This is a genomic window from Xanthobacter nonsaccharivorans (genome assembly GCF_043194755.2).
GTDB lineage: Bacteria > Pseudomonadota > Alphaproteobacteria > Rhizobiales > Xanthobacteraceae > Xanthobacter > Xanthobacter autotrophicus_G.
The window spans coordinates 1306164-1332147 of record NZ_CM195526.1 but is presented as its reverse complement, the minus strand read 5'-3'; the positions used below and the strand labels follow the sequence as shown (position 1 = coordinate 1332147).

At 69.7% G+C, this 25984-nt stretch carries 29 protein-coding genes; 15 read left to right on the top strand and 14 right to left on the bottom strand.

Going from position 1 to position 25984, the window contains the following annotated elements; genetic code table 11:
* Positions 1–73: 73 nt before the first annotated feature.
* From soxB to soxY, 3 genes are all read right to left on the bottom strand, one after another.
* Positions 74–1768 (bottom strand): thiosulfohydrolase SoxB, encoded by a 1695-nt coding sequence (gene soxB / locus V5F59_RS06150; RefSeq protein WP_393982220.1) that lies wholly within the window; start codon positions 1766–1768, stop codon positions 74–76.
* A gap of 132 nt (positions 1769–1900) precedes the next feature.
* A complete protein-coding gene (gene soxZ / locus V5F59_RS06145) occupies positions 1901–2230 on the bottom strand; it encodes a thiosulfate oxidation carrier complex protein SoxZ (RefSeq protein ID WP_393982221.1) in 330 nt (109 codons plus the stop codon).
* Positions 2231–2308: 78 nt separating this feature from the next.
* Positions 2309–2782: a thiosulfate oxidation carrier protein SoxY gene (gene soxY, locus V5F59_RS06140; protein ID WP_393982222.1), complete on the bottom strand. Its 474-nt coding sequence runs from the start codon at positions 2780–2782 to the stop codon at positions 2309–2311.
* 257 nt (positions 2783–3039) lie between these two features.
* Here soxY and soxA point away from each other — a divergent pair, with 257 nt between their 5' ends.
* Together soxA and soxX are read left to right on the top strand one after the other, a co-directional pair.
* Positions 3040–3870, top strand: coding sequence for a sulfur oxidation c-type cytochrome SoxA (soxA, locus tag V5F59_RS06135; RefSeq protein ID WP_393982223.1), 831 nt, complete (start codon positions 3040–3042; stop codon positions 3868–3870).
* A gap of 14 nt (positions 3871–3884) precedes the next feature.
* Positions 3885–4511, top strand: coding sequence for a sulfur oxidation c-type cytochrome SoxX (gene soxX, locus V5F59_RS06130; protein ID WP_393982224.1), 627 nt, complete (start codon positions 3885–3887; stop codon positions 4509–4511).
* Between the two features lie 77 nt (positions 4512–4588).
* On the opposite strand, the gene V5F59_RS06125 is transcribed toward soxX, so the two are convergent.
* Together V5F59_RS06125 and V5F59_RS06120 are read right to left on the bottom strand one after the other, a co-directional pair.
* Entirely contained in the window at positions 4589–5164 is a 576-nt protein-coding gene (locus tag V5F59_RS06125) for a SoxW family protein (protein ID WP_393982225.1), read from the bottom strand.
* Positions 5165–5186: 22 nt separating this feature from the next.
* Positions 5187–5915, bottom strand: a complete 729-nt coding sequence (locus tag V5F59_RS06120; RefSeq protein WP_393982226.1) for a cytochrome c biogenesis CcdA family protein — start codon at positions 5913–5915, stop codon at positions 5187–5189.
* 186 nt (positions 5916–6101) lie between these two features.
* On the opposite strand from V5F59_RS06120, the gene V5F59_RS06115 reads away from it, so the two are divergent.
* From V5F59_RS06115 to V5F59_RS06085, 7 genes are all read left to right on the top strand, one after another.
* On the top strand, positions 6102–6479 hold the full coding sequence (locus V5F59_RS06115; protein WP_509211192.1) for a thioredoxin fold domain-containing protein: 378 nt from the start codon (positions 6102–6104) through the stop codon (positions 6477–6479).
* 71 nt (positions 6480–6550) lie between these two features.
* Positions 6551–6925, top strand: a complete 375-nt coding sequence (locus V5F59_RS06110; protein ID WP_393982228.1) for an ArsR/SmtB family transcription factor — start codon at positions 6551–6553, stop codon at positions 6923–6925.
* A 150-nt stretch (positions 6926–7075) separates the two neighbouring features.
* Positions 7076–8176 (top strand): YeeE/YedE family protein, encoded by a 1101-nt coding sequence (locus V5F59_RS06105; protein WP_393982229.1) that lies wholly within the window; start codon positions 7076–7078, stop codon positions 8174–8176.
* A gap of 539 nt (positions 8177–8715) precedes the next feature.
* Positions 8716–10077 (top strand): MFS transporter, encoded by a 1362-nt coding sequence (locus tag V5F59_RS06100; RefSeq protein ID WP_393982230.1) that lies wholly within the window; start codon positions 8716–8718, stop codon positions 10075–10077.
* A gap of 67 nt (positions 10078–10144) precedes the next feature.
* Entirely contained in the window at positions 10145–10474 is a 330-nt protein-coding gene (locus tag V5F59_RS06095) for a cupin domain-containing protein (protein ID WP_393982231.1), read from the top strand.
* A gap of 87 nt (positions 10475–10561) precedes the next feature.
* On the top strand, positions 10562–10795 hold the full coding sequence (locus V5F59_RS06090) for a hypothetical protein (protein ID WP_393982232.1): 234 nt from the start codon (positions 10562–10564) through the stop codon (positions 10793–10795).
* A gap of 147 nt (positions 10796–10942) precedes the next feature.
* Positions 10943–13387, top strand: coding sequence for an ATP-dependent helicase (locus V5F59_RS06085; protein WP_393982303.1), 2445 nt, complete (start codon positions 10943–10945; stop codon positions 13385–13387).
* A 117-nt stretch (positions 13388–13504) separates the two neighbouring features.
* Here V5F59_RS06085 and V5F59_RS06080 read toward each other — a convergent pair whose 3' ends face one another.
* The 3 genes from V5F59_RS06080 to V5F59_RS06070 form a co-directional block, all read right to left on the bottom strand.
* The gene (locus V5F59_RS06080) at positions 13505–13777 is read right to left on the bottom strand and encodes a hypothetical protein (protein WP_393982233.1); all 273 of its coding nucleotides are present in this window, start codon (positions 13775–13777) and stop codon (positions 13505–13507) included.
* Positions 13778–13878: 101 nt separating this feature from the next.
* Positions 13879–14268: a TIGR02301 family protein gene (locus tag V5F59_RS06075; RefSeq protein ID WP_393982234.1), complete on the bottom strand. Its 390-nt coding sequence runs from the start codon at positions 14266–14268 to the stop codon at positions 13879–13881.
* An 18-nt stretch (positions 14269–14286) separates the two neighbouring features.
* Positions 14287–14763, bottom strand: coding sequence for an NUDIX hydrolase (locus V5F59_RS06070; protein ID WP_393982235.1), 477 nt, complete (start codon positions 14761–14763; stop codon positions 14287–14289).
* A gap of 300 nt (positions 14764–15063) precedes the next feature.
* On the opposite strand from V5F59_RS06070, the gene V5F59_RS06065 reads away from it, so the two are divergent.
* Positions 15064–15627 (top strand): HD domain-containing protein, encoded by a 564-nt coding sequence (locus V5F59_RS06065; RefSeq protein WP_393982236.1) that lies wholly within the window; start codon positions 15064–15066, stop codon positions 15625–15627.
* A complete protein-coding gene (locus V5F59_RS06060; RefSeq protein ID WP_393982237.1) occupies positions 15624–16130 on the top strand; it encodes a tyrosine phosphatase family protein in 507 nt (168 codons plus the stop codon). Before V5F59_RS06065 ends, V5F59_RS06060 begins: the two co-directional genes overlap by 4 nt.
* 206 nt (positions 16131–16336) lie before the next feature.
* Here V5F59_RS06060 and V5F59_RS06055 read toward each other — a convergent pair whose 3' ends face one another.
* Entirely contained in the window at positions 16337–17269 is a 933-nt protein-coding gene (locus V5F59_RS06055; RefSeq protein ID WP_393982238.1) for a class I SAM-dependent DNA methyltransferase, read from the bottom strand.
* Between the two features lie 61 nt (positions 17270–17330).
* Here V5F59_RS06055 and V5F59_RS06050 point away from each other — a divergent pair, with 61 nt between their 5' ends.
* The 3 genes from V5F59_RS06050 to V5F59_RS06040 are packed head-to-tail and all read left to right on the top strand — an operon-like array spanning position 17331 to position 20515.
* Positions 17331–18368: a ligase-associated DNA damage response exonuclease gene (locus V5F59_RS06050; RefSeq protein WP_393982239.1), complete on the top strand. Its 1038-nt coding sequence runs from the start codon at positions 17331–17333 to the stop codon at positions 18366–18368.
* Entirely contained in the window at positions 18365–20008 is a 1644-nt protein-coding gene (locus V5F59_RS06045) for a cisplatin damage response ATP-dependent DNA ligase (RefSeq protein ID WP_393982240.1), read from the top strand. The genes V5F59_RS06050 and V5F59_RS06045 overlap by 4 nt, the downstream gene beginning before the upstream one ends.
* A 39-nt stretch (positions 20009–20047) precedes the next feature.
* Positions 20048–20515: a hypothetical protein gene (locus V5F59_RS06040; RefSeq protein ID WP_393982241.1), complete on the top strand. Its 468-nt coding sequence runs from the start codon at positions 20048–20050 to the stop codon at positions 20513–20515.
* Positions 20516–20521: 6 nt separating this feature from the next.
* Here V5F59_RS06040 and V5F59_RS06035 read toward each other — a convergent pair whose 3' ends face one another.
* Complete coding sequence (locus tag V5F59_RS06035; protein WP_393982242.1) at positions 20522–21199, bottom strand: S24 family peptidase; 678 nt, start codon at positions 21197–21199, stop codon at positions 20522–20524.
* A 328-nt stretch (positions 21200–21527) separates the two neighbouring features.
* On the opposite strand from V5F59_RS06035, the gene V5F59_RS06030 reads away from it, so the two are divergent.
* Entirely contained in the window at positions 21528–21884 is a 357-nt protein-coding gene (locus V5F59_RS06030) for a DUF952 domain-containing protein (protein ID WP_393982243.1), read from the top strand.
* Between the two features lie 3 nt (positions 21885–21887).
* Here V5F59_RS06030 and V5F59_RS06025 read toward each other — a convergent pair whose 3' ends face one another.
* From V5F59_RS06025 to V5F59_RS06010, 4 genes are all read right to left on the bottom strand, one after another.
* Positions 21888–23210 (bottom strand): MATE family efflux transporter, encoded by a 1323-nt coding sequence (locus tag V5F59_RS06025; RefSeq protein WP_393982244.1) that lies wholly within the window; start codon positions 23208–23210, stop codon positions 21888–21890.
* 49 nt (positions 23211–23259) lie between these two features.
* Positions 23260–23529, bottom strand: a complete 270-nt coding sequence (locus V5F59_RS06020) for a DUF6460 domain-containing protein (protein ID WP_393982245.1) — start codon at positions 23527–23529, stop codon at positions 23260–23262.
* A gap of 91 nt (positions 23530–23620) precedes the next feature.
* Positions 23621–24724: an amidohydrolase family protein gene (locus V5F59_RS06015; RefSeq protein WP_393982246.1), complete on the bottom strand. Its 1104-nt coding sequence runs from the start codon at positions 24722–24724 to the stop codon at positions 23621–23623.
* Between the two features lie 227 nt (positions 24725–24951).
* Complete coding sequence (locus V5F59_RS06010; protein WP_393982247.1) at positions 24952–25848, bottom strand: alpha/beta fold hydrolase; 897 nt, start codon at positions 25846–25848, stop codon at positions 24952–24954.
* Between the last annotated feature and the right edge of the window lie 136 nt (positions 25849–25984).

Sequence of the window (25984 nt, the reverse complement as noted above, 5' to 3'; positions counted from 1 at the left end):
TTCTCTTATTCGTAAATTTGAATATTTAAGGCGGATGAAGGCGCGGAACGGGGCGCCGTTGGCCCCGGCCGGCTCACGCCCCGGTCACCTTCACCGAGCTGTTGGGGGCGATCTTCACCGTCTTCGCATTGGCGACGTAGCGCTCCACCACCTCCCACACGGGCGGGCCTTCCACATTCTGCGCGATGGAGGCCCAGCCGGCGACCGTGTAGCTCTTGTCCGCCTCCAGCGGCTTGCCGGTCTTCAGGAAGGTGAGATCGGAGATGCGCTGGCCCGCGCCCTTCGCCACGTCGATGGCGTAGCCCACCCCGCCGACGCGCACCATGTCGCCGCCGCCCTGGAAGTAGGGGTCCGGGTGGAAGATGTTGTCGGCCACGTCCTCCAGTATGTCCTTCAGCTGCTGGCCGGTCATGGTGTTGCGGTAGCAGGCGGGATAGGTGATGGCGGTGGCGTTGGCGATGGCCTCGAAGGTGATGGGATCGCCCGGCAGCAGCGTGCCGCCCCACCGGAAGCCCGGGGAGAGGGCGATCTCGGCGTCGCGCTCCTTCAGCAGCGCGTCGCAGATCATGTCGTCGAAGGTGCCGTTGAAATTGCCCCGGCGGTAGAGAAGGCTCTCCGCCCGGCCGATCTCGCGGGCGAGGCCCTTCTCGAACGGGGCGCGGATGTCGGCCACCAGCTTCGCCATCTCCGGATCGGGCGCGATCACGTCCGAGAAGACGGGGATGAGCTGGAACCTGTAGCCCGCGACCTTCCTGTCCTTCACGTCGAGATCGAGCCGGGAGACGAACTTGCCGTGGGAGCCGGTGGCCACCAGCACCGTGCCGCCCACCTGCGTCACCGCCGGCATGGCGTCATGGGTGTGGGCGGTGAGGATCACGTCGATGCCCTTCACGCGGGAGGCCATCTTGCGGTCCACGTCGAAGCCATTGTGGGAGAGCACCACCACCGCATCGGCGCCATCGGAGCGGGCGGCGTCCACCTGCTTCTGCATCTCCTCCTCGCGGATGCCGAACTCCCAGTCCGGGATCATCCAGCGCGGGTTGGAGATGGGCGTGCGCGGGAAGGCCTGGCCGATCACGGCCACCTTCGCCCCGCCCTTCTCATAGGTCTTCACCGCATCGAAGACGGGCTCGCCCCATTCCCGCGAGCGCACGTTCTGGGCGAGGAAGGAAAAGGGCGCCTTGTCCTTGATCTCGGTCACCCGGTCGGCGCCGTAGGTGAATTCCCAATGGCCCACCATGGCGTCCAGCTTCAAAGCGGAGAACACCTTCACCATGTCCTCGGCGTTGGTCTTCAGCGACGACCAGGAGCCCTGCAGGCCATCGCCGCCGTCGAGCAGCAGCACCTTGTCGTCCCCGCGCTCGGCGCGGATGGCCTTGACCAGCGTGGCGATGCGATCGACCCCGCCCATCCGCCCATAGGTGCGGGCGAGCGCGGTGAAGTCCTCGCTGGTCAGCGCATAGGCGTCGCGCGTGCCGGGCTTGATGCGGAAGTAATCGAGGAAGGCCATGTCGGTGAGGTGGGGCGGCACGCCCCGCGCCTCGCCCACGCCGAGGTTGATCGAAGGCTCGCGGAAGTAGATCGGCACGAGCTGGGCGTGGATGTCGGTGAGATGCAGGATGGTGAAGGTGCCGGCCTTGTCGAACGTCAGGAGATCGGCCGTGGTCAGCTTCTGCCCGGCCACCGCCTGCGCCAGCCCCGTTCCGGAAGCGGCGAGAAGGCCGGCCAGCGCCGTGCCCGCGGAAAGAAAATCGCGCCTTGAGATCATGTGCGTCACGCGTCCTTTGGGGCGAAGCGGGGCGCTCCCAGCGGATCCGTTTGGAATCCGCCGGGTGGAAGCTCCCCAGTGACGATGGACTTGTGGTGAAGCGGTGCGCCCACGCCGGGCGCGGGCCGCGGATCAGGCGACGGTGAGCTTGGCCGTCGTCTTCTGCTCCGCGCCCTGGTCGTCCTTCCAGCGGAAGGTGAACTCGCCGCTTTCCTTCGCCTTGAAGAAGAAGGACTGGAACGGATTGGCGGAGATGGAGGGGAACCATTCGGCGGTGAAGAACGGCTTGCCGTTGAACGACGCCTCGAAGGTGTTGATGATGTCGCGCGGCACGGTCTTGCCCGCCGCATCCTTGCGCTGGCCGCTTTCCATCTCGTGGGAAATCAGGGTCTTGATCTCGATGAGCTCGCCGACCTTCGCCTGGGCGGGCACGCGCACGCGGGGCGTGGACTTGATGGCCATGGGACTTCCTCCGGTTCTTGTTGCGGCGCAGTATCCGCGCCCGATTATTCTTGCCCTTCGGCAGTATACTTGAACGCGTCAGCCGCCGCAGCCACCGATGGTGACCTTGACCTGCGCCTTCGCGGAGTAGAGCGCCCCGTTGGACATCTCGGCCACCGCGATCACGTTCTGCGTCTGGGCGAGGCGCATGCGGGTGGAGGCGGAGGCCCTGCCGCTCTCCGGCGCGAAGGTATAGGTGACCACCTGCGGCAGCGGATTGCCATCGGCGAAGACGTGGACGGACTTCACGAAGTCCGCATCGGTCATGGGGCTGTCCACGTCGATGTTGATGGGCACCACAAGGCCGTTCTCGGCGATCTCGGGCAAGTCGAGCTTGATCTTGCCCTCGCCCATCGACTTGCCGCCGAAGAGCTTCTTCATCTCCTCCGCCACCTGTGCCTCGGTCGCCAGCGCCATGCGCGGGGCGAGCACCGCGGCGAGGGTCGCGAGACCTGCCATCTGGAGCGCGCGGCGCCGGTTGGGGACGAGTGTGGCGTCGAACTGGAGCGTCATCCGTTTCCTCCTCAGCGGCCCCCGCGCTTCGGCGCCGGGCCATAAGCCGTTATTTTTGCTTGATGAACTGAACGGTGTGCGCAACGTCATCGCCGATCAATTTCACATATTGTGATATCGATTTTTTTGAATGTAAAGTAGCTCTATCTGATGATCGCTTCTGCCTATCGGATCGGGAAGCGGGGATCGGACGCCGTGCCTTTTGAAGGGCTTCGCCAGAAAGCCCGGGGCAGCGGCCGCCACCGACGGGAGGAACCATGCGACCCAACGTCCCAATTCTCACATGCCTGTGCGCCCTCGCGCTCATCCTCGCGCCCGTCGTCCGGGCCACCGCGCAGGAGGACGCGAGCGAGAAGGAGATCGAGCGCTACCGCGCCATGATCAACGACCCCATGGCCAATCCCGGCTACCTCGCGGTGGATCGGGGTGAGGCGCTGTGGGCCGAGCCGCGGGGCACGAAGAACGTCTCGCTGGAGACCTGCGACCTCGGCCAGGGACCCGGCAAGCTGGAGGGCGCCTATGCCCAGCTGCCGCGCTATTTCGCCGATGCCGACAAGGTGATGGACCTGGAGCAGCGCCTCTTGTGGTGCATGGACAAGATCCAGGGCCTCGACGTGAAGCCCATCATGGCCAAGCCCTTCTCCGGCCCCGGCCGCGGCTCCGACATGGAGGACCTCGTCGCCTTCATCGCCAACAAGTCCAACGGCATGAAGATCGCGACGCCGGTCGCCCATGCGAAGGAGAAGGAGGCCTATGCCATTGGCGAGGCGCTGTTCTACCGGCGCTCGGCCATCAACGACTTCTCCTGCTCCACCTGCCACGGCGATCCCGGCAAGCGCATTCGCCTGCAGGGCCTGCCGCAGCTCGACAAGCCCGGCAAGGATGCGCAGCTGACCATGGCGTCCTGGCCCACCTACCGCGTCTCCCAGAGCGCGCTTCGCACCATGCAGCACCGCCTGTGGGACTGCTACCGGCAGATGCGCATGCCGGCGCCGAACTATGCCTCCGAGGCTGTCACCGCCCTCACCGTCTTCCTGAACGCGCAGGCGGCGGGCGGCGAGCTCAACGTGCCCTCCATCAAGCGCTGACGGGGAGAAGACACATGCAGAGGATTTCTTTCGCCGCAGCCCTTCTCGCCTGCGCCGCGGCGCTTTCGCCCGCCCTCGCCCAGCAGATCCCGGCGGCGCCGCCGGCCGTGGTGGACAGGGTGGTGAAGGAAAGCTTCACCACGCTCCCGGAAGGCTGGGCCGCCCGGCTGGTGCCGGACGAGACCATGCAGATCTGCTCGGTCACGCGGAACCAGCCGTCAGCCAGGGAGGCGGAGGCCATCATGGCCCGCGAGGCGAAGACGGTAAGGCTGCCGGAGGGCAGCGTCATCGGCAATTGGAAGGAGGGCGAGAAGGTCGCCCAGAACGGGCGCGGCGGCCAGTTCTCCGATCCGCCCGGCACGGTCTCCGGCGGCAATTGCTACGCCTGCCACCAGATGGACCCGCGGGAGGTGAGCTACGGCACCCTGGGCCCGAGCCTCGCCAACTACGGCGCGGACCGCAAGTTCGCGGCCGAGGACGCCCGGGCCGCCTACGCCAAGGTGTACAACCCGCAGGCCGTCTTCGCCTGCTCGTCCATGCCGCGGTTCGGGCACAACGGCGTGCTGAACGCGCAGCAGATCAAGGACGTGGTGGCCTATCTGTTCGATCCCGAATCACCGGTGAACAAGCCGGTGAAATGAAGGGCGGCGCCTCCGGGCGCGCCGCTTGCCGATCCCTCTCGGCCCCGGCTCGCCGGGGCCTCTTTTTTCCGAAGGCCTCAGCTCTTCTTCCCCTCGCGGGCGAGCCACGCCTCGAAGCTCTCGCGGGCATAGGCGCCGGCGGCCACATAGCGGAACATGGCTGAGAAGTCCGGTGGCGGCAGCAGGCCCGGCATGCGCGCCACCTCCCTCGCCCTGCCGCCGTCCAGCGCGAAGAACTGGAAGGTGGGCGTCGCGCGGATGCGCTCGCGGCTGCCCAGCGCCTTCTCGGTGAGCCTTGCGCCATCGAAGGCGGTCACCTCCCGCGCGCCGAACAGGTCGAGATGGACGATGTCGAAGGCCGCCTTGACGGGCCCCTCTATGGCGGGATCGGCGAAATAGACCGTGTGCAGCGTCTTGCAATAGACGCAGCCCCGCTGGCTCCACTGCAGGGCGAAGTGGCGCCCCTTCGCGGTGGCGTTGGAAAGGTCCTCGGACAGATCGAGGAAGCTCTCCACATACCAGTCCTCGGTATAGAGCCCGTCGTCGCCGAGGCGCACAGCCGCGGTGGCCGTGGCGGGCGCGAGCGCCGCCGCGGCGAGCCCGGCCGCGCCGGAGAAGAGCCGCCGGCGGCTCACGGATGAAGTCTCGGTCATGGTCGTCCTCCCTGAATGTCGATCAGCCGATGGCGCCCAGCATGGGCACCGCCTCCAGCAGCCATTGGGCGAGCTGCGGCATGAAGCCGGTGACGAAGGCGAGGCCGGTGAGGATGAGCAGCCCGCCCGCCACCTTCTCCACCAGGCCGAGCCGCCGCCGCGCCCCCGCCGCCCAGGCGAGGAAGGGGCCGGTGAAGGCCGCCGCGACGAGGAAGGGAATGCCGATGCCGGCGGCATAGACGCCGAGCAGCAGCATGCCCTTGCCCACCGAGGCCTCGGCCCCCGCCACCATGAGGATGGCCGCCAGCACCGGCCCCACGCAGGGCGACCAGCCGAAGCCGAAGGCGAGCCCGACGACATAGGGCCCGAGAAGACCGGCCGGGCGCGCACCGGGGTCGATCTTCGCCTGCCGGTAGAGCAGCGGAATGCGCACGAGGCCGGTCATGTGCAGGCCGAAGACGATGAGCAGCGCGCCGGAGACCAGGGTCAGCGTCTCCACATGGCGCGTCAGCGCCTGCCCGAGGGTGGAGGCGGTGGCGCCCAGGAGGATGAAGACGGAGGCGAACCCCAGCACGAACAGGGCGGCCGCGCCCACCACGCGCCGGCGCCTCCCCTCCCCCGCCGCGTCCGGTGTGCCCGCCGCCCCGGCGAGAAAGCCGAGATAGGCCGGCACCAGCGGCAGCACGCAGGGCGAGGCGAACGACAGAAGGCCGGCGACGAACGCGCCGGGCAGGCTGACATCCAGTGACATGTTGCGTCCTCGGGTCCACCCAATCCTTGAGGCGCGGGCCGCTCCCGGCCCCTTCACCGCGAGGCCCGCAAAGCCACCCCGCACGCCCCGGCCGCGCCGTTGGCCGGCGCAGATCTAAGCTCTTGCTGAAGATATATACGAATGCGATAATATGAACTGAAAAATGCATGTCCGGGCCGTGATTTGATGCGCCGTTTCGTCCTTTCCCTCTTGCTCGCGGGTTTTCCTGCCGTGGCGGGCGTGTGCACGCCTCGCCCTGCCGCGGCGAGCGAGCTGGTGATGTTCGAGCGCAAGGGCTGCGTCTATTGCCAGCGGTTCGAGGAGACGGTGGCGCCCATCTACGGCCGGACGGACGAGGGCCGCCGTGCCCCGCTGCGCCGGGTGGATGTCTCCGACGGCATGCCGGGCGACATCGCGCTCGCGGCGCCGGTGCGCTTCTCGCCCACCTTCGTGCTCGTGGATCACGGGCGCGAAATCGGGCGCATTACGGGTTATGCTTCCGATGAAGCCTTCTGGGGTCTGCTCGGCGCGTTGACGGACAAGCTCGCGCCCGACCGGCCGTGAGGCCGGAGTCTGCCATCGGGGGACGGGTCCGTCTGCCAGCGCGATGCGTGATTGAAAAGGTACCGAAGACCATGCCGCCCATCGTCTCCACGCGGATCGAGAACGAACTGCGCGACGGCCCGGAGATTTCGCCGGAGCTCGACCAGCTCATGCGCAACGCGCGCAAGGCGAGCGACTTCCTGAAGGCGCTCTCCCACGAGAACCGCCTGCTGCTCCTGTGCCTGCTGGCCGAGCGCGAGCGCTCGGTGACGGAGCTGGAGAACATCCTCTCCCTGCGCCAGCCCACCGTTTCCCAGCAGTTGGCGCGCCTGCGCCTGGACGATCTCGTCACCACGCGGCGCGACGGCAAGACCATCTACTACAGCCTCGCCGACGATCATGTGCGCCGCGTCATCTCGGTGATCTACGACATCTATTGCGGAACCGAGCGCGGGCAAGAAAAATAAGCTCACGCTGCGTCCACCGGCGGCATCTCCGGGCTGGCCCTTAAGGCTGGCTTAAGGTCGGCGACGCAAGCGAGGCAGAGTTTCACAGGCGCCGGGCCGGCGACGGGACACCACATAAGTCCCGCTCCGGCCGTCTCAGGGAGGAGGCGCATGGACATTTCCAGCCCGTGGTGGACCGCGCTCGCGGGCCTCCTGGTGGGAGGCATTGCCGGCTTCGCGGTGTTCCGCGCCCGCCTGTGCACCTTCGGCGCCCTCGAGGACGCCATGGTGGGCCAGGACTGGCGGCGGATGAAGGTGTTCGGCCTCGCCCTCGGCATCGCGGTCGCCGGCACCCAGGCGCTGACGCTCACCGGCATCCTCTCCCCCGATCGCACCAATTACGTGCCGGTGGCGCTGCCGTGGCTCGGCATCCTCGTGGGCGGGCTATTGTTCGGGCTCGGCATGGCGCTGGTGGGCACCTGCGCCTTCGGCTCGCTGGTGCGGCTCGGCTCCGGGGACCTGCGCTCCCTCGTGGTGCTCATCGTGTTCGGCGCTGTGGCCTATGCCACCCTGCGCGGCATCTTCGCCGGAATGCGGGTGGACGGGCTGGAGCGCATCGCCGTGCCCCTGCCCGCGGGCACGCAGGCGGACCTGCCGTCCCTCCTCGGGCGCCTTGCGGGGCATGACCTGCGCGCCCCGCTGGGGGCCGCGGCCGGCGTGGGCCTCATCGCCCTCGCCTTCGCCGACCGGCGGCTGCGCCGGGCGCCACGGCTGATGACGGCGGGCATCCTGCTGGGCCTCGGCGTGGTGGCCGGCTGGCTCGCCACCACGCTGCTGGTGGACGAATTCGCCCACCCCACGGCGCCGCAGAGCCTCACCTTCGTCTCGCCGGTGGCGCGCACCCTGTTCGGCATCCTGTTCGACCAGTCGAGCCTTGCCGAGTTCGGCGCCGGCAGCGTGCTCGGCGTAGCGCTGGGGGCGTTCGCAGCGGCCCGCCTCGCCGACGAATTCCGCTGGGAAGCCTTCGACGACCCGCGCGAGATGAAGCGCCACCTGCTGGGCGCCGTGCTGATGGGCGCCGGCGGCATCCTGTGCGGCGGCTGCACCATCGGCCAGGGGCTCACCGCCGGCTCGCTGCTGGCCCTGTCGTGGCCGCTCGCCGTGGCGGGCATGGCCATGGGCGCACGCATCGGCATCGCCCTCCTCATGGAAGGCTCCCTCTCCCAGTTCCTGCGCGGCGCCCTGGGCACGGGCGGCAGCCGGCACCTTTAGCGGAGCCGCCGCCTGGCCGAGCAGGTCGGCGCCGAGGTCCTCCGGAGACCGCGTCCGGCTCAGGACGACGACCGGCTTGCGGAACGGCCATGCGCCGGAGGTGAGCACCTTCTCGAACCTGCCACGCCCCATCACGATGCCGTCGACCGAGGCCATGAAGGCCTCGGAGCCGGTATCCCCCTCGGCCGCATACCGGGCGGGCCAGTCGATGGCGCCATCGGGCCGGGCCATGTAGCCGTCGATGCTCGTGGCGATGAAGACGTGCCCGCTCACTTCGGGGGCTCGACCTTGCGGCGCGCGCCACATGAGCATCCTCCCGGTGATCCGGCGCAGGGCCGGCAACCGCCCCACCCTTGCGGCAGTTCCCGACCGGAAGGGCGACGGTGCTGGAGCAATCCCCCGCCGAGGACCGAAGGCGCTACGCCTCCCCGTCCTGCGAGTCCCGCCTCGCGGCGTGGGCGGACGGCATGCCGCCCTTGCGCGACCTGCGATCCTGTGCGCCCGTGGGGCTCGTGCCGCCGCCTCCTCGATTCCCGGACATGCCCTTGCCTGCCTCCCCGGTCCCGCGCCGCGCCGTCCTTGGCTGGATCCTGTTCGATCCGGCCTGCCAGCCCTATTTCACCCTCATCACCACCTTCATCTTCGCCCCCTATTTCGCCTCGACCGTGGCGCCGACTCCGGCGGAGGGGCAGGCCCTGTGGGGCTTCGCCACGGGCGCGGCGGGGCTGGTCATCGCCCTGTGCTCGCCGGTGCTGGGCGCGGTGGCGGATGCGGCGGGGCGGCGCAAGCCCTTCATCCTCGCCTTCGGCCTGATGATGATGGCGGGGGCAGCGCTGCTATGGCTCGCCGCGCCGGGGGATCCGGCGCGCATCCCCCTCGTCCTCACCGCCTTCGCCGTGGGCACCATCGGCGTCGAGTTCGCCACCGTGTTCAACAATGCCATCATGCCCCAGCTCGCGCCGCCGGAACGGCTGGGGCGGCTTTCCGGCGCGGGATGGGCGGCCGGCTATTTCGGCGGGCTCGTCTCCCTGGCGCTGATGCTCGCCTTCTTCGCCACCTCGCCGGACACCGGCCTGACGCTGCTCGGCCGCCCGCCCGCCTTCGGCCTCGACGCCGCCGCGCGGGAGGGCGACCGCTTCAGCGGCCCCTTCACCGCGGTCTGGTTCGCGGTGCTGGTGCTGCCCATGTTCCTTTTCGTGCCCGATCCGCCCGCCGGCCTGCCCCTGAAAGCCGCCTTCAGGGCCGGGCTCGACGGCATCCGCGCCCTGCTGCCCCGGCTGAGGGCGCGGCCGGTTCTGGCGCGATTCCTCCTCGCCAACATGATCTATGCGGACGGGCTGGTGGCGCTGTTCGCCTTCGGCGGCATCTACGCGGCGGGCACCTTCGGCTGGGGCTCCGTCGAGATCGGCATCTTCGGCATCCTGCTCACCATCACCGGCACGCTGGGGGCGCTGGCCGGCGGCTGGCTGGACGACTGGATGGGCGCGCGCCGGGTCATCCTCGGCGCGCTCCTGGTGCTGCTGTTCGCCTGCGTCGGCCTGCTGTCGCTGGAGCGGGACGCCGTCCTGTTCGGTCTCGTGCCCACGGCGCCGGGCACGGGGCTCTACGGCACTGTGCCGGAAAAGGCCTATGTGGGGCTGGGCCTGCTCATCGGCCTCGTGGCGGGGCCGCTCCAGGCCGCCTCGCGCACGCTGCTGGTGCGCCTCGCGCCGGCGGAGAACATGGCCGAATGCTTCGGCCTGTTCGCCCTCTGCGGCAAGATCACCTCCTTTGCCGCCCCCACCTCGGTCGCCATCATGACCGCGGCCACCGACAGCCAGAAGGCGGGGGTGGCGGTGCTCGTCGCCTTCTTCGCCCTGGGCGCCGTGCTGGTGGCCGGCGTGCGGGACGACAGGACCTGACAGCCCACGCCATCCCCCTTGCCGCCGCCGTGCCGGCGAAGGATGCTCGCCCCCAGAGGAGGCCGCCATGACCATCCGCTCCATCCGCTTCGATCCCGCCCCCGCCCTGGAGAAGGCGGCAACCACCGTCCACGAGTGGTACCAGGACCGCACCGGTGCCTTCTCGGCCGGCTTCTGGGCCTCCGAGCCCTCCGAGATCGAGGTGAAGTACGACGAGGACGAATTCTGCGTGCTCATCGCCGGCATCGTGGAGCTCACCGATGCCTCCGGGCACGTGGAGACCTACGAGGCGGGCCAGTCCTTCCTCATCCCCTCCGGCTTCACCGGAACGTGGAAGAGCGTCACGCCCGTGCGCAAGTTCTACGTGGTGCACCTGCCCAAGGTGTGCGCCGGCTGATCGAGGCCGGCGGCCCGCCACCTGTCGGGAACCATGGGCACGCAGCCGTGTTGTCTTGGGACAGCGTCACGCCAAAGGAGGCGCGGCATGTCCATCCGGCTCCAGATCGCAGCCATGCTGTTCCTGATGATTCAGGCCATGGCGTTCTTCGCAGGGACCATAGCCCTGCTTCTCTCCCCCCTTTCGCCCGAGGCCATGCGCCTGCTGCCATGGGTGATCGGCGGCACGGCCATCGTGTCGGCGCTGCTCTCGTGGTGGCTCGCGCCACGCCTGCGGGCGCGCACATGGAAACAGGAGGGCCCGCTCGATTTCCTGAAATGACACGGGCCGGAAACCACATCGGCCGCCACTTGGGCCTCCACTTGGGCCGGCGCGGCCGGCGGCTGGGCGCCCCTCGCAATCGCCGCTATTGAGTGCCATTTTGTTCTCGAGAGAGAATCAGGTTGCGAGAGAGCGCCCTTGACCCAGTTGCCCCAATCGCGCCGGCACCCCGCCGGGCCGGCGCCCGATAGCCCGGCGCCGCGCCCCGGCGGCATCGCCGCGCGGGCGAGCGCCGCGCTCGCATCCGGCGCGCCCGAGGCCTCCTACCTCGCCGGCCTCAATCCCGAGCAGCGCGAGGCGGTGGAGACGCTGGAAGGCCCGCTCCTCGTGCTCGCCGGCGCCGGCACCGGCAAGACGCGGGTGCTCACCGCCCGCGTCGCCCACATCCTCGCCTCCGGGCGCGCCTTCCCCTCCCAGATCCTGGTGGTGACCTTCACCAACAAGGCCGCGCGGGAGATGAAGGAGCGCATCCACGCCATGGTCGGCGACCAGATCGAGGGCATGCCCTGGCTCGGCACCTTCCATTCCATCGGCGTGCGCATCCTGAGGCGCCACCATGAGCTGGTGGGGCTGAAGAGCGGCTTCACCATCCTCGACACGGACGACCAGATCCGCCTGCTGAAGCAGCTCCTCGCCGCCGAGAACATCGACGAGAAGCGCTGGCCGGCCCGGCTTCTGGCCTCCACCATCGACGGCTGGAAGAACCGCGGCCTCTCCCCCAAGGACGTGCCGGCGGGCGAAGGCGCCGTCTTCGCCAATGGCAAGGGCGGCATGCTCTATGCCGCCTACCAGGCCCGGCTGAAGGCGCTGAACGCGGTGGATTTCGGCGATTTGCTGCTGGAGGGCATCCGCCTGTTCCGCGAAAATCCCGACGTGCTGGCGGAATACCACAAGCGCTTCAAATACCTGCTGGTGGACGAGTATCAGGACACCAACGTCGCGCAATACCTCTGGCTGCGCCTGCTCGCCCAGGGCTCGAAGAACGTCTGCTGCGTGGGCGACGACGACCAGTCCATCTATGGCTGGCGCGGCGCCGAGGTGGACAACATCCTGCGCTTCGAGAGCGATTTTCCCGGCGCGAAGGTGATCCGGCTGGAGCGCAACTACCGCTCCACCGGCCATATCCTCTCCTCCGCCTCCCACCTCATCGCCCATAACGAGGGGCGCCTCGGCAAGACGCTGTTCTCGGAAGGCGAGGACGGCGAGCAGGTGAGCGTCACCGGCGCCTGGGATTCGGGGGAGGAGGCGCGCGCCGTCGGCGAGGAGATCGAGCAGCTCCAGCGGGCCGGGCACAAGCTTTCGGAAATCGCCATCCTGGTGCGCGCCTCCTTCCAGATGCGCGAGTTCGAGGACCGCTTCGTCACCCTGGGCATGCCCTACCGCGTCATCGGCGGCCCGCGCTTCTACGAGCGGGCGGAAATCCGCGATGCGCTGGCCTACCTGCGCTGCGTGAACTCGCCGGCCGACGACCTCGCCTTCGAGCGCATCGTCAACGTGCCGAAACGCGGCATCGGCGATGCCACCGTCAAGCAGATCCACGATGTCGCCCGCGCCGCCGGCCTGCCCCTGCAGGAGGCGGCCCGCGTCCTCACCCAGAGCGAGGAGCTGAAGCCCAAGGTGCGCGGCACCCTGCGCGGCCTCATCGAGGCGTTCGATCGCTGGCGCGAGCAGGCGCGCGCCCTGCCCCACACCGAGCTCGCCGAGATCGTTCTGGACGAGAGCGGCTATACGGAGATGTGGCAGAAGGACCGTTCTGCCGAGGCCGCGGGGCGGCTGGAGAACCTCAAGGAGCTGGTGCGCTCCATGGAGCCGTTCGAGAACCTCCCCGGCTTCCTGGAGCACATCTCCCTCGTCATGGATGCCGACAACGGCGCCGGCGAGGACGCGGTGCAGGTGATGACGCTGCATTCCGCCAAGGGCCTGGAATTTGACACCGTCTTCCTGCCCGGCTGGGAGGAGGGCCTGTTCCCCCACCAGCGGGCGCTGGACGAGCAGGGCAAGGCGGGGCTGGAGGAGGAACGCCGCCTCGCCTATGTGGGCATCACCCGCGCCCGGGCCTCGGCGCGCATCTGGTTCGCCTCCAACCGGCGCATCCACGGCATGTGGAATTCCACCGTGCCTTCCCGCTTCCTCGACGAATTGCCCGACGCCCATGTGCGGGTGGAGGAGAGCCGGGGCGGCGCGGGCTGGGGCGGCTCCAGCTACGGCGGCAACAGCTATGGACAGAGCCGGTTCGACCGGGCCGAGCCGTTCGCCGCCTCATCCTATTCCACCCCCGGCTGGCAGCGGGCGCAGGCGAGCCGCGCCCGGCCGGGAGGCGGCTTTTCGGGCGGGTCCTCGGGCGGCTTCTCCGAACGCGGTGGCAAAAGCTATGACGCGGGCGGGGGCCGGCGCGGCGGGCCGACGGTCATCGAGGGCACGCTGATCGCCAGCTCCACCGGCGCGCCGTCCGCCTTCAAGCCGGGGGAGCGGGTGTTCCACATCAAGTTCGGCTATGGCGAAATCACCGGCATCGATGGCAACAAGCTCACCGTGCTGTTCGACAAGGCGGGCGAGAAACGGGTGCTGGAGACGTTCGTCGAGAAGACGTGAAGCGCTCGGCGCCTGTTTGAATTGGCGCCTGTTTGAAGCTGCCCGCCCGCCGCCGCCTGGGCGCGCGGCCACCCATCTCGAACCGTCATGGCCGGGTTTGTCCCGGCCCTCCACGCCTCAGTGCTTGAGGCCGGCCACCGTATATTCCCCGGCCGCGACCCGCTCGGCCACGCGGCCGATGAATTCGGCGCTCGCGGCCTCGCCATAGGTGGCGACAAGGCTGCGCAGCGCGGTGAACAGCGCCGCCTGGATCAGGCAATCCTCGTCCAGCCCCTCGCGCACGGCCTCCACCCACGCATCGTTCAGATAGGTGAGCGCGGCGTGGCGGTCGTCCGCGGCCATGTCCGAGATTTCAGGAAGCTCAATGGCGGGGGTCGGCAAAGTGGACACGTCTTGGGCCTCCGCGCCGCGGAACACCGGCGCAAGGGAATGTCTAGCATGCTTCGCCGGGGCGTTCAGGCCGGTTCTAACCAAAAGGTTAACAGCAGGAATCAGTTACCGCCGTACCGCACCACGATGTCGTGGGCCAGGCGCGAGCCTTCCTCCAGCTGCCGGTCCACCGCGAAGCGCGCGGCTGGCGTGCAGGTGCGGTAGACCTCCGCATAGCTGGAGTAGCCGCGGTTGAAGGAGGCGATGATCTTGGCCCGCCGGGTGTCGGAGGGCTGCTCGGTATCGATGAAGCCCTGCATCTCGTTGCGCCATTTCTGCGCCTCCCCGGCGGCGCCGCACAAGGGTCGCAGGTAATGGAGCGCGCCGAGGATCTCGGCGAGCCGCATCAGGTCACCGTCATAGGGCGGCGGCGCCCCTTCCGACGGCGCCGCCGCACGGGCGGGGCCGGAAAGAACGAGGACGGCGGCGAAACAGGCGATGGCGATGCGCATGATGCGGGGGCTCCCCCCTCACTCCTGCGGCGGCGCGGGCGGCGGGTCAAGATCGAGCACGAGGCGGGCGGCCTGCGCCACCACCTCCGCGAGCCCCTCGGTGGTGGGCAGGGCCGCCACCTCGTTGGGGCGGAACCAGCCCACCTCGGCCGCCTCCTCGCCCACCTGCGGCTCGCCGGCGCGCCAGCGCGCGGCATGGGCGACCACCACGAAATGGGCCTTCAGCGCCCCCTCCCGGTCGCGCACGATGATGTCGCGGGCGGCGGCGAGGCCGAGGATCTCGGCGGCGACGCCCACCTCCTCCATCACCTCCCGGGCGGCGGCCTCGGCCAGCGTCTCCCCCGGCTCCACGCGCCCGCCCGGCAGGCTCCAGAGCCCGGCCCCGGGATTGGCGGCGCGCCGGGCGAGCAGCACCAGCGGGCCGCGGAACACCGCCGCGCTGGCGGCGAGCGTCGGCCGCACCGGCACGGCTTCGGTCACAGGGGAGTCGGACATGAAGGCTGGTCTCGTCGGGGCTGCGGCGGCCCGTGACGGGCGGCTTGTGATACGTCGGGCGGAGCTTACCTTCGCTCCGCCAGCGGAGCCATGCGATTCGTGACTGACAAGACCAAGGACGCGACGACCGCGTCCCCCGCCCGATCCCCCGTCGACGCGCCTGCCCCCGGCCGCGCCACGTCGCCCCGCGCCGCTGAAGCAGACACCGCCGTCGGGTCCCGGGCCGCCAGGAGCGGCCCTTCGGCTGCGCCTCGGGTTTCTCCCAAAAGCCGCGCGAGCGCCCCCCGCGCCTGGCAGCGCATGCTCTCCGGCCGGCGGCTGGACCTGCTGGACCCGTCCCCCCTGGACGTGGAAATCGAGGACATCGCCCACGGCCTCGCCCGCGTCGCCCGCTGGAACGGGCAGACCTCCGGCGCCAACATCTTCTCCGTGGCCCAGCACTCGCTGCTGGTGGAGCGCCTCTCCCGCCGCAGCCATCCGGACCTCGACCCCCGCTGGCGCCTGTGCGTGCTGCTGCACGACGCACCGGAGTACGTCATCGGCGACATGATCTCGCCCTTCAAGGCGGTGCTGGGCGGCGACTACAAGAGCGTGGAGGCGCGGCTGCTCGCGGCCATCGCGGTCCGCTTCTCCCTGCCCACGATCTGGCCGGACGCCCTCATCAAGATCGTGAAGGCCGCCGATCGCGCCGCCGCCTATTTCGAGGCGACGCGCCTCGCCGGCTTCTCGGCGGAGGAGGCGAAAGGCTTCTTCGGCCAGCCGGCCCGCCTCGACGCTGCGCTGGAAAAGGATTATCTCACCCCATGGGAGGCGGAAACCGCAAAGGCGCGGTTTCTGAAACGCTTCGAGGAGCTGAAGCCATGATCCATGTCTGCTCCCTCGCCAAGCTGCACGAAACGGTCGAGGCCACCGGCGCGCGGCATGTCATCACGCTGATCAACGGCGGCACGGTCTTCACCCGCCCCAGCAACGTGGACCCCACGAACCACCTCTTCCTCGGCATCAACGACATCGCCGAGGAGATCGAGGGCATGGTGGCGCCCGGCGAGGCGCACATGCACGAATTGTTCGAGTTCGTGCATGCCTGGCCGCGCCAGACGCCGCTGGTGATCCATTGCTACGCCGGCATCTCGCGCTCCACCGCCGCGGCCTACGCCACGCTGTGCACCCTTCTGCCGGAGCGGAACGAGCTGGAGCTGGCCCAGCGCCTGCGCCACGCCTCGCCCACCGCGACGCCCAACCCGCGCATCGTCGCGCTGGCGGATGCCGCGCTGCGGCGCGAGGGACGGATGGTCGCCGCCATCCATTCCATCGGCCGCGGCGCCGACGCCTTCGAGGGCGAGCCCTTCAGCCTGCCGGTGAGCTGAGGCGCCGCGCCCTCCCCCGCTCCCCGGACCCGCGACACCACAGGTGGAGCGCCGATCCGGGGCCCGGGGAAAAGTCGGCGAAGCCGTCGATATCCCCTGCGCCGGGGCCGGGCTCTCCTTCCGCCGACGCTCCCGCCGGCCGCGGCATGCGGGCGGTTCCGCGAGAGAACGCCATGCCCCGGCGACCGCAGGGGCCGGAACGCCCCTCAGCCCCGCGCCAGAACGCACACGAGGCCCGGCACCGGCACGCCCTTCTCGGAGCGGGTGGAGGCCTCCTCCATCAGCACCGGGACGAACCCGGCCTCCGCCGCCAGGGTGCGCACCTGCGCCGCGGCATGGGCATAGCGCAGGGTGTCGCGCAGCAGCACGCCCTCCCCGCCATGGGTCTCCAGCGTGAAGGCGAACAGGCCGTCGGCGGACAGCGCCCGCCGCGCGGCGCGGAAAATGGGGGCCAGGTCGCCGACGTAGCAGAGCGCGTCCGCCGCCAGCACCAGGTCGAGGCGACCATCCGGCGCCCCCTCCAGCACCGCGCCCATCTCGCCCGCCTCCAGCGCCGCGTAAAGGCCGAGGGCCGCAGCCTTCTCCAGCATGGCGGGGGAGAGGTCGACGCCGGTGAGCCGCCCGGTGATGGGCGCGAACAGCACGCCGGCGAGGCCGGTGCCGCAGCCGAGGTCGATCCCCGCGGCGAAGGCCGGCGCCCGCCCGCGCGCGGCGCAGGCCCGCCCCACCGCATCGAACAGCAGCTCCGGCCCGCGATAGGCCAGCTTCTCGCGCAATGCGGTATCGAAGCGGTCGGCATATTGGTCGAACAGGGTGCGCACATAGGCCGCCGACATGGCGCCTTCCGCCGGCGCGCCGCCGAGACGGGCGAGGTGCAGCCCGGCCCCCAGCGCGTCATCCGGATCGAGGGCGCGGGCATGGGCGAAGGCCTCGGCGGCGTCTGCCGTCTCGCCGAGGGCCGCGCGCGCCTCCCCCAGCAGGAACCAGGCGGCGGCGAAGTGCGGCGCATCGACCACCGTCTCCGCCAGCAGCTCGGCGGCCGCGGAAAAGTCCTGCTCGGCGAGGAAGGCGCGCGCCCAGTCGAGCCGCCGGTCGAGAACCGGATCTCCGGATGATGCCGTATAGGCGGAAAGGGCCACGGGACGCCTCGCGAAAGGGATGCGCGCTTCCCATATAGGTCCCGAGCCGCTTCATAAAGACATGCGCCCGGAAGACCTCCTCTGCCCCTCGCCGAAGGGCCTCTATTCCCCCGCGGGGGACTTCTACGTGGACGCGACGCGTGCCGTGCCGCGCTGCGTGATCACCCACGGCCATTCGGACCACGCCCGCGCCGGCCACGGCCATGTGCTCGCCACCCGCGAGACGCTGGACATCATGGCCCTGCGGCTGGGGGAGACCTTCGCCGGCGGCACCCAGGCGCTCCGCTACGGGGAGAGCGTCACCCTCAACGGCGTGACGGTGAGCCTGCACCCGGCCGGCCACGTGCTCGGCTCGGCCCAGGTCCGCATCGAGAAGGACGGGCTGGTGATCGTGGTGTCCGGCGACTACAAGGACGCCGCCGACCCCACCTGCGCACCGTTCGAGCCCGTGCGCTGCCATGTCTTCGTCAGCGAGGCCACCTTCGGCCTGCCGGTGTTCCGCCACCCGGATGCTGCGGCGGAGACGGACAAGCTGCTGTCCTCCGTGCGCATCTTCCCGGAACGCACGCACATCGTCGGCGCCTATTCGCTGGGCAAGGCCCAGCGCATGATGGCGCTGATGCGCGCGGCGGGGCACGCGGCGCCCATTTATGTGCACGGCGCGCTCACCGCCATCACCGATTATTACGCGAGCCGGGGCATCGCCCTGGGTGAGATCGTCCCGGTGAAGGGGGTGCCGAAATCCGCCTTCGCCGGAGCGGTGGTGATCGCCCCGCCCCACTGTATGACCGACCTGTGGGCGCGGCACTTCGCCGATCCCATCACCTGCTTCGCCTCCGGCTGGATGCGCGTGCGCGCCCGGGCCCGGCAGCGCGGCGTGGAGCTGCCGCTGGTGGTCTCCGACCATGCGGACTGGGACGGGCTCACCGCCTCCATCCGCGCCACGGGCTGCGAGGAGGTGTGGGTCACCCACGGCGCCGAGGATGCGCTGGTGCATTGGGCCCACACCCGGCAGTTGCGCGCCCTCCCCCTCCACATGGTGGGCTACGGCGAGGAGGACGAGGAGCCGGCGGTGCCGGCCCCGGAGGGCGGGGCATGAACCGCTTCGCAGCCCTGCTCGACCGCATGTCCTACGAGGCCTCGCGCAATGCGAAGATCCGCCTCATGGCGGACTATTTCCGCTCGACGCCCGACCCGGAGCGGGGCCTCGCGCTCGCCGCGCTGACGGGGGCGCTGTCCTTCGCCAATGCCAAGCCGGCCCTGGTGCGTCAGCTCATCATGGAGCGGGCGGACCCGGTGCTGTTCGAGATGTCTTACGATTATGTGGGCGACCTCTCCGAGACCGTCGCCCTCATGTGGCCAAAGGGAGGGGGCGCGCCCGCCCATGCCCCGCTGCTCTCGGAGATCGTCCACGGCCTTTCCACCCTCTCGAAGAGCGCCCTGCCCCGCCGCCTCGGCGACTGGCTGGACGGCCTCGACGAGACCGGGCGCTGGGCGCTCCTGAAGCTGATCACCGGCGCCATGCGGGTGGGCGCCTCCGCCCGCCTCGCCAAGACCGCGGTGGCGAGCCTCGGGCAGGGCCTCACCACGGTGACGCCGGACGAGGTGGAGCTGGTGTGGCCGGGGCTGGAGCCGCCCTATGAAAGCCTGTTCGCCTGGGTGGAGGCCCGCGGGCCGCGGCCTCACACCTCGAACCCCGCCCCCTTCCGCCCGGTGATGCTGGCCCACGCCATCGAGGAGGCCGACTTCACGGACCTCGCCCCCGGCGACTTCCGCGCCGAATGGAAATGGGACGGCATCCGCGTGCAGGCGGTGGCAGGCACGGGGCCGGACGGGCAGCGCGTCACCCGGCTCTATTCCCGCACGGGGGAGGACATCTCCGAGGCCTTCCCCGACCTCGCCGAGGCCATCGCCTTCGACGGCGCCATGGACGGGGAACTGCTCATCGTGCGCGGGGGTCGGGTGGAGCCCTTCAACGTGCTCCAGCAGCGCCTGAACCGGAAGTCCGTGAGCGTGAAGATGATGGCGGAATTCCCTGCCCACATCCGTGCCTACGATCTGCTGGTGGAGGACGGCGAGGACCTGCGCGAGCGGCCTTTCACGGTTCGCCGCGCGCGGCTCGAGGCGCTGGTCGGGCGGCTCGGCAGCGCGCGCGTCGACCTCTCGCCTTTGGTCGCCTTCTCAGGCTGGGAGGACCTCACCGCCGCCCGCCGCGATCCCGCCGCCGCCGGCGCGGGAGCGGATGCCGGGGCGGTGGAAGGGGTGATGATCAAGCGCGCCGACAGCCTTTACCTGCCCGGCCGCCCCAAGGGCCCGTGGTGGAAATGGAAGCGCGACCCGCACACGGTGGATGCGGTGCTCATGTATGCCCAGCGTGGCCACGGCAAGCGCTCCTCCTTCTATTCGGACTACACCTTCGGGGTGTGGACGGACGGCGAGGACGGGGCGGACGTGCTGGTGCCCGTGGGCAAGGCCTATTTCGGCTTCACCGACGAGGAGCTGAAGCAGATCGACGCCTTCGTGCGGCGCTTCACTGTCAATCGCTTCGGCCCGGTGCGCGAGGTGGTGCACGAGAAGGAGGCGGGGCTCGTGCTGGAGGTGGCCTTCGAGGGCCTCGCCCGCTCCACCCGCCACCGCTCCGGCGTCGCCATGCGCTTCCCCCGCATCGCCCGCCTCAGGTGGGACAAGCCGCCGGGAGAGGCGGACCGGCTGGAGACGCTGGAGGCGTTGCTGGGGTAGGGTGACAGCTTGAGATGACTGCCCCCGCGAGTAAGCGCGATGAGCTTCGAAACCATGGGTGAGATCGATTCCGCCTACTGCCGGTGGATCACACGCGTTGCGGCAGCGAGCAGCTTTATCCTGTATGGCGCCTGCCTTTGGATCGTCCTTGCGATCGATCCGTCATCCACCCGCTGCCCGGCGTGGCTTCCCCCAAGTCAGATTTTCTCGACTAACCCGGGGCCGATATGGGGCGCCTTGCTCATCGCAGGTATAGCCACGCTTATAATTATATATCGGGCAGTGTTCTGGAGCAGAACCGAGCGCTATATTCGCGACTCTCTGGATCGCGAAAAAAACGCGATCAACCCGCTACATTTTCGGACGCAAAATCCACTTCACCACACGCGAAATAAGCCAAAAGAATTTAGAAAAACTCTATTCTTTACCATGGCGTTATGGACTGTTTTCTGCGGGATGCCGCTGATAATTTTTGCCCGCGAATGCATCCCATGGGCGAGCCCCTGAGGCACCTCACTGGCTCGCCCAGACGATCCGCGCCATCCAGTCCACCTGATCCAGCGGAATCTGCCGGTCCTCGTGGGCCGGGTTGAGGGAGCGCAGCTCCACGTGGCGGGCGGTCTTGCGCACCAGCTCCTTGGCCAGCACCTCGCCCTCCTTGGTCTTCAGCACCACCCGGTCGCCGCGACGCACCGAGGCGGCGGGCGAGACCACCACGATGTCCCCGTCGCGATAGACCGGCTCCATGGAATCCCCGGCGATCTCCAGGGCATAAGCGTGGGTGTCCTCCACCTCCGGGAAGGCGATCTCGTCCCACCCCGCGCCCACGGGAAAGCCGGCGTCGTCGAAGAAGCCACCGGAACCGGCCTGGGCGAAGCCGATCTGCGGGATGGCGTGGAGCGGCCCCTTCAGGGGCTGCGTCTCCTCGGCGAAGCCGCCGGGATCGGAATGGCGCGACCCCTCCGGCGCCATGAGGGCGAAGAACAGCTCGGCGCTGGTGCCGGTGGCGGCGAGCGCCTTGGCGATGCTCTCGGTGGAGGGCCAGCGCGGCCGCCCGTCCGTGGTGATGCGCTTCGACCGGTTGAAGGTGGTGGGATCGAGGCCCGCCCGCCGCGCCAGCGCGGAGGTGGACAATCCGTGCTGCTCCGCGAGCTGGTCGATCGCCCGCCAGACCTGGCCGTGGGTGAGCATGGGGTTCCGCCGTCCTCGCCGCTGGAGCACACCCCGATCTGCTTGCACAGCAATCAGATCGGGTGACGCATTCTCTTTCTTCACGTGTAGAGGGCGATTCACCGGTCAAATTGAAGCAACTTGACCAGATCGCGCTCCACAACCGGGCAGGCCCGGCCGCGCCCACGCACAATAAGAATTTGTTCCCTGTTTGTACAGGACTTCAGTCCTTATGCAACCAGAGGTCGCAATCAGTTGCCTGTCCGTTCACGCTCGCGTATGGGAGCCGGCCCGCCAGAGCCGGCTCCCCTCGCGGGGAACAGGCCGGGCATGTCCCCGGAGCCCGCCGATGCCCCAGAATGTCTCCCGCGTCGTCTACAAGATCTGCCCCGCCGACCTGTGGGCGGAGGCCGAGGCCAAGGGTGTGTTCGCGGGTGCGCAGGTGGACCATCAGGATGGCTTCATCCATTTCTCCACCGCCGCCCAGGCGCAGGAGACGGCGCGCCGGCACTTCGCCGGGCAGGCCGGGCTGAAGCTGGTGGCGGTGGAGGTCGCCCCCCTCGGCGCCGCGCTGAAATGGGAGCCCTCCCGCGGGGGCGATCTCTTCCCCCACCTTTATGGCCCGCTGCCCCTCTCCGCGGTGGCCTGGGTGAAGGACCTGCCACTGGGCGCGGACGGGGCGCACGCCTTCCCGGAGATGGAATAGCCCTCAGCCGAAGGTCCGCTTCAGCAGCGCCGGCAGGCGCAGGGCCTGGAGGCCGCCGCGGGCGAGGAGGAAGGCGAGGAAGGCGAGCCACAGGCCGTGGTTGCCGAACCCGCGCAGCCCCCACCACGCGACCAGGTAGACGGCGAGGGAGACCAGCATGAGGTTGCGCATGTCGCGCGACCAGAGCGCGCCGATATACACCCCGTCGAACGCATAGGCGCACACCCCCGCCACCGGCAGCAGCGCGGCATAGACGAGGAAGGTGCGCGCCGCCGCCCGCACCTCGGGATTGGTGGTCATGGCATCGACGATGCCCGGCCCGGTCACGAGATAGATGAGGCAGGCCGCCACGGCGAAGACCATGCCCCAGACGAGGGCCAGCCGCACCCCGGCGGAGAAGTCGGCCCGCCGCCGCGCCCCCACGGCGGAGCCGCAGATCTGCTCGGCGGCGGTGGCGAAGCCGTCGAGGAAATAGGCCGCCACCATCACCATGTTCTGGAGGATGGCGTTGGCGGCCAGCGTCACGTCCCCGGCCCGCGCCCCCTGGGCGGCGAAGAAGGAGAAGGCGAACATCAGCGCCGCCGTGCGGATCATGATGTCGCGGTTGAGCAGGAAGGCCTCGGCGAGGCGCGCCTTGTCCAGCAGCACCGCCCGCGGCACGGCGAAGGCGCCGCCCAGCATCCTCCGGCACAGGACGAGGCCGGCGAGCGTGCCGGCCATCTCCGCCACCAGCGTGCCCGCCGCCGCCCCCTTCACGCCCCAGCCGGCGCCGAGCACGAGGACGACGCTGAGCCCCATGTTGAGGAGGTTCACCCCCACTTGCAGCGCCAGCGCCCGGCCGGTGCGGCCGAGCCCCACCAGCCAGCCCAGCACCACATAGTTCGCCAGCGTGAAGGGCGCGGCGAAGATGCGCACGGCGTAATAGTCCCGGACCGCCGCGCTCACCCCCTCGCTCGCCCCGGCAAGGGCCAGGGCCGCGTGGGCGATGGGCGCCTGCAGCGCCACGAGGAGCAGGCCGAGCGCCCCCGCCAGCAAAAGGGCGCGGGCCAGCACGGCGCGCTCTTCCACCCCGTCGCGCCGGCCCAGCGCCTGGGCGGCGAGGCCCACCGTGCCCATGCGCAGGAAGCCGAATACCCAGAACAGCATGTCGAAGATGACGGCGGCCAGCGCCACGCCGCCCAGCAGCGCGGCGTCCCCCAGCCGCCCCACCACCGCCGCGTCCACCACCCCGAGCAGGGGCGTGGTGAGGTGGGCCACCGTCATGGGCAGCGCGATGGCGAGCACGCGCCGGTGGGTGACGGCAGGCGCCGCGTGCGTCAGGGACATGGCGGAAGGCTCATCGAGGGCGGTTCATCGGCAAAGGGCCGCGCGATCGTCAGCGACGGCCGAACACGCGCATGAGGATCCACAGCGGGACCACCACCACCGCCCCCAGCAGGAAGTAGCGCCACAGGCGCTCGAACGCCTCGAAGCTGAAATTGAACAGGCTGCGCACCAGCCGCTCCAGGCTGGAGAGGATGTTGCGCGGGTCGATCCCCAGCGCCGCCATGATGACGCCCACCACCACCGAGAGGAGGACGAGGCGCACCAGCACCCAGGCGGGCGATCCGCCGAAGAAGCGCGTGAGCTCGTTGTTCTCGGGCATGGGGTTTCTCCTTGGTCGGTCTCCTTTATCACGCGTCGCGACGGCGCGAGAAGGGCCGACGGTCAGCGCCCCCGCGCCGCGGCCGCCGGGCTCAAAGCTTCAGGATCCGTTCCGCGTTGCCATGGCAGACTTTCGCCCGCACCGCGTCGGAGAGAGGCGCGGCCTCGATGAATTTCGCCGCGACCTGCGTGTCCTCGTAGGGATAGTCCACCGAGAACATGACCGAATCCTCGCCGAGCGCGGCGATGGCCTGGGCGAGGGAGGCGGGGTCGCAGACGCCGGAGGTGGTGATGGCCACGTGCCGGCGGATGATGGTGGAGGGCAATTCGTCCTCCGGCAGGGTCTTGCCCACCTCCATCTGCCAGCGACTGTCGAACCGCCAGAGGATGTAGGGCAGGGTCTCGCCCATATGGCCAAGAAGGAGGCGCACCTTCGGGAAGCGCCTGAAGGTGCCGCCGAAGACGAGGCGCAGGGCGTGCGTCGCGGTGTCCGCGGTCCAGGCCCAGACCGCCCCGTTCAGCTCCGGCCGCCCGGCGAACATGGCCGGATGGTCGGGAAGGTCGCCCGGATGCAGGTAGATCGGGACCTCCAGCGCGTTCACGCGCTCCCAGAACGGCAGGTTGACGTCGGCATCGAGGTAGACGCCGTTGGTCTGGCCGTTGATGAGCGCGCCCTTGAAGCCGAGCTCCTTCACCGCACGCTCCAGCTCGTCCGCCGCAATCTTCGGGTCCTGGAGGGGCAGGTGCGCGAAGCCGGCGTAGCGCTTCGGCTGCTTCTGCACCTCGCGGGCGAGCATGTCGTTCGCCTGCCTGGCGAGGGTGACGGCGGTGTTCGTGTCCGTCTCCGCTTGCACACCGGGCGTCGTCACCGACAGGACGGCGAGGTCGATGCCCGCCTTGTCCATGGTCTCCAGCCGCAGCGCGCCGAAATCGGCGAGGCGGCGCTCGATCTCGGCGAAGATGGCGTCGCTCTGCGTCGGCCGCGCGATGTTCCGCCTGGCGAGCTCGGGCGTGGAGAAATGCTCCTCCAGCGCGATCTTGCGCACCGGCCCGGCGGCCTTGGCGGCGGTGGTGCCAAGCACCGGGCCGAGCCCGACCTGGCCGAGCACCACGGCAGCGCCAGCGGCCATGACAGTGCGGCGGTCGGGAGAGGCGGCAGCCGAGCCGCGGGGATCGTCGATCTGCTCTGCGGTCATGGCATCCTTCCGCCGTCGCGTGCGCCGCCGCCAAGCTAGGGCATTTTCGAGCGCGGTGGATACCGGTTCGCGTGAAGAAAAGGCGTCGGCAAAGAGCTTGAGCATGATTTGGAGCATTGTCCCGTTTCCGTGAAACGGGGACATGCCCCAGCAAGCGGGAGCGGGGCAGGCCAAATTCCGCGCGGCCGCCGGAAGCCCCCCTGTCGGGGGCAGGCGGAGCCGGCGGCTCACGCCCGAGCGAGGAAAGGCTCCACCAGCGCGACGGTGGCGGCCGGATTCTCCTCCATGATCCAGTGCCCGCTGCCGGGAACGACGCCGCCCTGAACATCTGTCGCGGCGAACTTCATGATGTCCGCCATGGCAAGGCCGAACGACTTCTCACCCCCGAGCGCCAGCACCGGCACCGTAAGCTTGCCCTCGGCGAGGAAGGCCTTGTTGTCGATGGCGTCCTGGTCGAAGGCGGCGAACTGGGCGAAGCCGGCGCGCATGGCGCCCGGCAGGGCATAGAGCGCGGCGTAGTGCTGCCGCGCGGCCTCGCCGAAATGGCTGGGGTCGGCGGAAAATTCGTTCCAGAAGCGGTCGAGATAGATGCGCTCGCGCCCGGCCACCAGCCGCTCCATGTCCGGCCCGCCGAAGCGGAAATGCCAGAGGAGCGGGTTCTTGAGGATCTCCTCCCACGGGCCGACGCCGGGCACCGGGGCGTCGATGAGGGCGAATTTCGTTACCCGGTCGCGGTGGAGCGCGGCGAAGGCGAAGCCCACCATGTTGCCGATGTCGTGGGTGACGAGGGCGGCGGTGTCGATCTTCAGCGCGTCGAGCACGCCGGCCACGTCGCCCGCCTGGGTCTTCTTGTCGTAGCCGCCGTCCGGCTTGGCCGACAGGCCCATGCCCCTGAGGTCCGGCACCACCACGGTGTGGCGGGGCGCCAGCGCGGCGGCGAGCGCGCCCCACATGTCGCCGGTCTCGCCATAGCCGTGCAGCAGGACCACCGCCGGCCCCTGGCCGCCGACGCGGACATGGATGGTGGTGCCGTTGGTGGCGATCTCGGCGATCCGGAAGTCGTCCGGGAAGGGGATGATCTGCGTGGAAACAGGCGGCGTGGTGGGCGGGGCCGTTTCAGACATGCTTCCTCCCGTGCCGGTATCCGGCGGATCCGCGGTTGGGTGCGCGCCGCGTACTATGCCTGCATTCGGCGCGGGGCCTAAGGGATATCCCCATGTGACAACGGATGTGACACCGGATGTGACACCGGCATCGGTT

What these genes read in the sequence shown, in the direction of transcription:
- V5F59_RS06015 (WP_393982246.1), bottom strand. Translation starts at nt 24,724, where the DNA reads ATGACCGCAGAGCAGATCGACGATCCCCGCGGCTCGGCTGCCGCCTCT.
- V5F59_RS06020 (WP_393982245.1), bottom strand. Translation starts at nt 23,529, where the DNA reads ATGCCCGAGAACAACGAGCTCACGCGCTTCTTCGGCGGATCGCCCGCC.
- V5F59_RS06115 (WP_509211192.1), top strand. Translation starts at nt 6,102, where the DNA reads ATGCGCCGTTTCGTCCTTTCCCTCTTGCTCGCGGGTTTTCCTGCCGTG.
- V5F59_RS06075 (WP_393982234.1), bottom strand. Translation starts at nt 14,268, where the DNA reads ATGCGCATCGCCATCGCCTGTTTCGCCGCCGTCCTCGTTCTTTCCGGC.
- V5F59_RS06050 (WP_393982239.1), top strand. Translation starts at nt 17,331, where the DNA reads ATGCGCCCGGAAGACCTCCTCTGCCCCTCGCCGAAGGGCCTCTATTCC.
- V5F59_RS06090 (WP_393982232.1), top strand. Translation starts at nt 10,562, where the DNA reads ATGTCCATCCGGCTCCAGATCGCAGCCATGCTGTTCCTGATGATTCAG.
- V5F59_RS06060 (WP_393982237.1), top strand. Translation starts at nt 15,624, where the DNA reads ATGATCCATGTCTGCTCCCTCGCCAAGCTGCACGAAACGGTCGAGGCC.
- soxB (WP_393982220.1), bottom strand. Translation starts at nt 1,768, where the DNA reads ATGATCTCAAGGCGCGATTTTCTTTCCGCGGGCACGGCGCTGGCCGGC.
- V5F59_RS06070 (WP_393982235.1), bottom strand. Translation starts at nt 14,763, where the DNA reads ATGTCCGACTCCCCTGTGACCGAAGCCGTGCCGGTGCGGCCGACGCTC.
- V5F59_RS06065 (WP_393982236.1), top strand. Translation starts at nt 15,064, where the DNA reads ATGCTCTCCGGCCGGCGGCTGGACCTGCTGGACCCGTCCCCCCTGGAC.
- V5F59_RS06095 (WP_393982231.1), top strand. Translation starts at nt 10,145, where the DNA reads ATGACCATCCGCTCCATCCGCTTCGATCCCGCCCCCGCCCTGGAGAAG.
- V5F59_RS06045 (WP_393982240.1), top strand. Translation starts at nt 18,365, where the DNA reads ATGAACCGCTTCGCAGCCCTGCTCGACCGCATGTCCTACGAGGCCTCG.
- V5F59_RS06125 (WP_393982225.1), bottom strand. Translation starts at nt 5,164, where the DNA reads ATGACCGAGACTTCATCCGTGAGCCGCCGGCGGCTCTTCTCCGGCGCG.
- V5F59_RS06030 (WP_393982243.1), top strand. Translation starts at nt 21,528, where the DNA reads ATGCCCCAGAATGTCTCCCGCGTCGTCTACAAGATCTGCCCCGCCGAC.
- V5F59_RS06010 (WP_393982247.1), bottom strand. Translation starts at nt 25,848, where the DNA reads ATGTCTGAAACGGCCCCGCCCACCACGCCGCCTGTTTCCACGCAGATC.
- V5F59_RS06105 (WP_393982229.1), top strand. Translation starts at nt 7,076, where the DNA reads ATGGACATTTCCAGCCCGTGGTGGACCGCGCTCGCGGGCCTCCTGGTG.
- V5F59_RS06025 (WP_393982244.1), bottom strand. Translation starts at nt 23,210, where the DNA reads ATGTCCCTGACGCACGCGGCGCCTGCCGTCACCCACCGGCGCGTGCTC.
- V5F59_RS06110 (WP_393982228.1), top strand. Translation starts at nt 6,551, where the DNA reads ATGCCGCCCATCGTCTCCACGCGGATCGAGAACGAACTGCGCGACGGC.
- V5F59_RS06040 (WP_393982241.1), top strand. Translation starts at nt 20,048, where the DNA reads ATGAGCTTCGAAACCATGGGTGAGATCGATTCCGCCTACTGCCGGTGG.
- soxZ (WP_393982221.1), bottom strand. Translation starts at nt 2,230, where the DNA reads ATGGCCATCAAGTCCACGCCCCGCGTGCGCGTGCCCGCCCAGGCGAAG.
- soxA (WP_393982223.1), top strand. Translation starts at nt 3,040, where the DNA reads ATGCGACCCAACGTCCCAATTCTCACATGCCTGTGCGCCCTCGCGCTC.
- V5F59_RS06035 (WP_393982242.1), bottom strand. Translation starts at nt 21,199, where the DNA reads ATGCTCACCCACGGCCAGGTCTGGCGGGCGATCGACCAGCTCGCGGAG.
- V5F59_RS06100 (WP_393982230.1), top strand. Translation starts at nt 8,716, where the DNA reads ATGCCCTTGCCTGCCTCCCCGGTCCCGCGCCGCGCCGTCCTTGGCTGG.
- soxY (WP_393982222.1), bottom strand. Translation starts at nt 2,782, where the DNA reads ATGACGCTCCAGTTCGACGCCACACTCGTCCCCAACCGGCGCCGCGCG.
- V5F59_RS06120 (WP_393982226.1), bottom strand. Translation starts at nt 5,915, where the DNA reads ATGTCACTGGATGTCAGCCTGCCCGGCGCGTTCGTCGCCGGCCTTCTG.
- soxX (WP_393982224.1), top strand. Translation starts at nt 3,885, where the DNA reads ATGCAGAGGATTTCTTTCGCCGCAGCCCTTCTCGCCTGCGCCGCGGCG.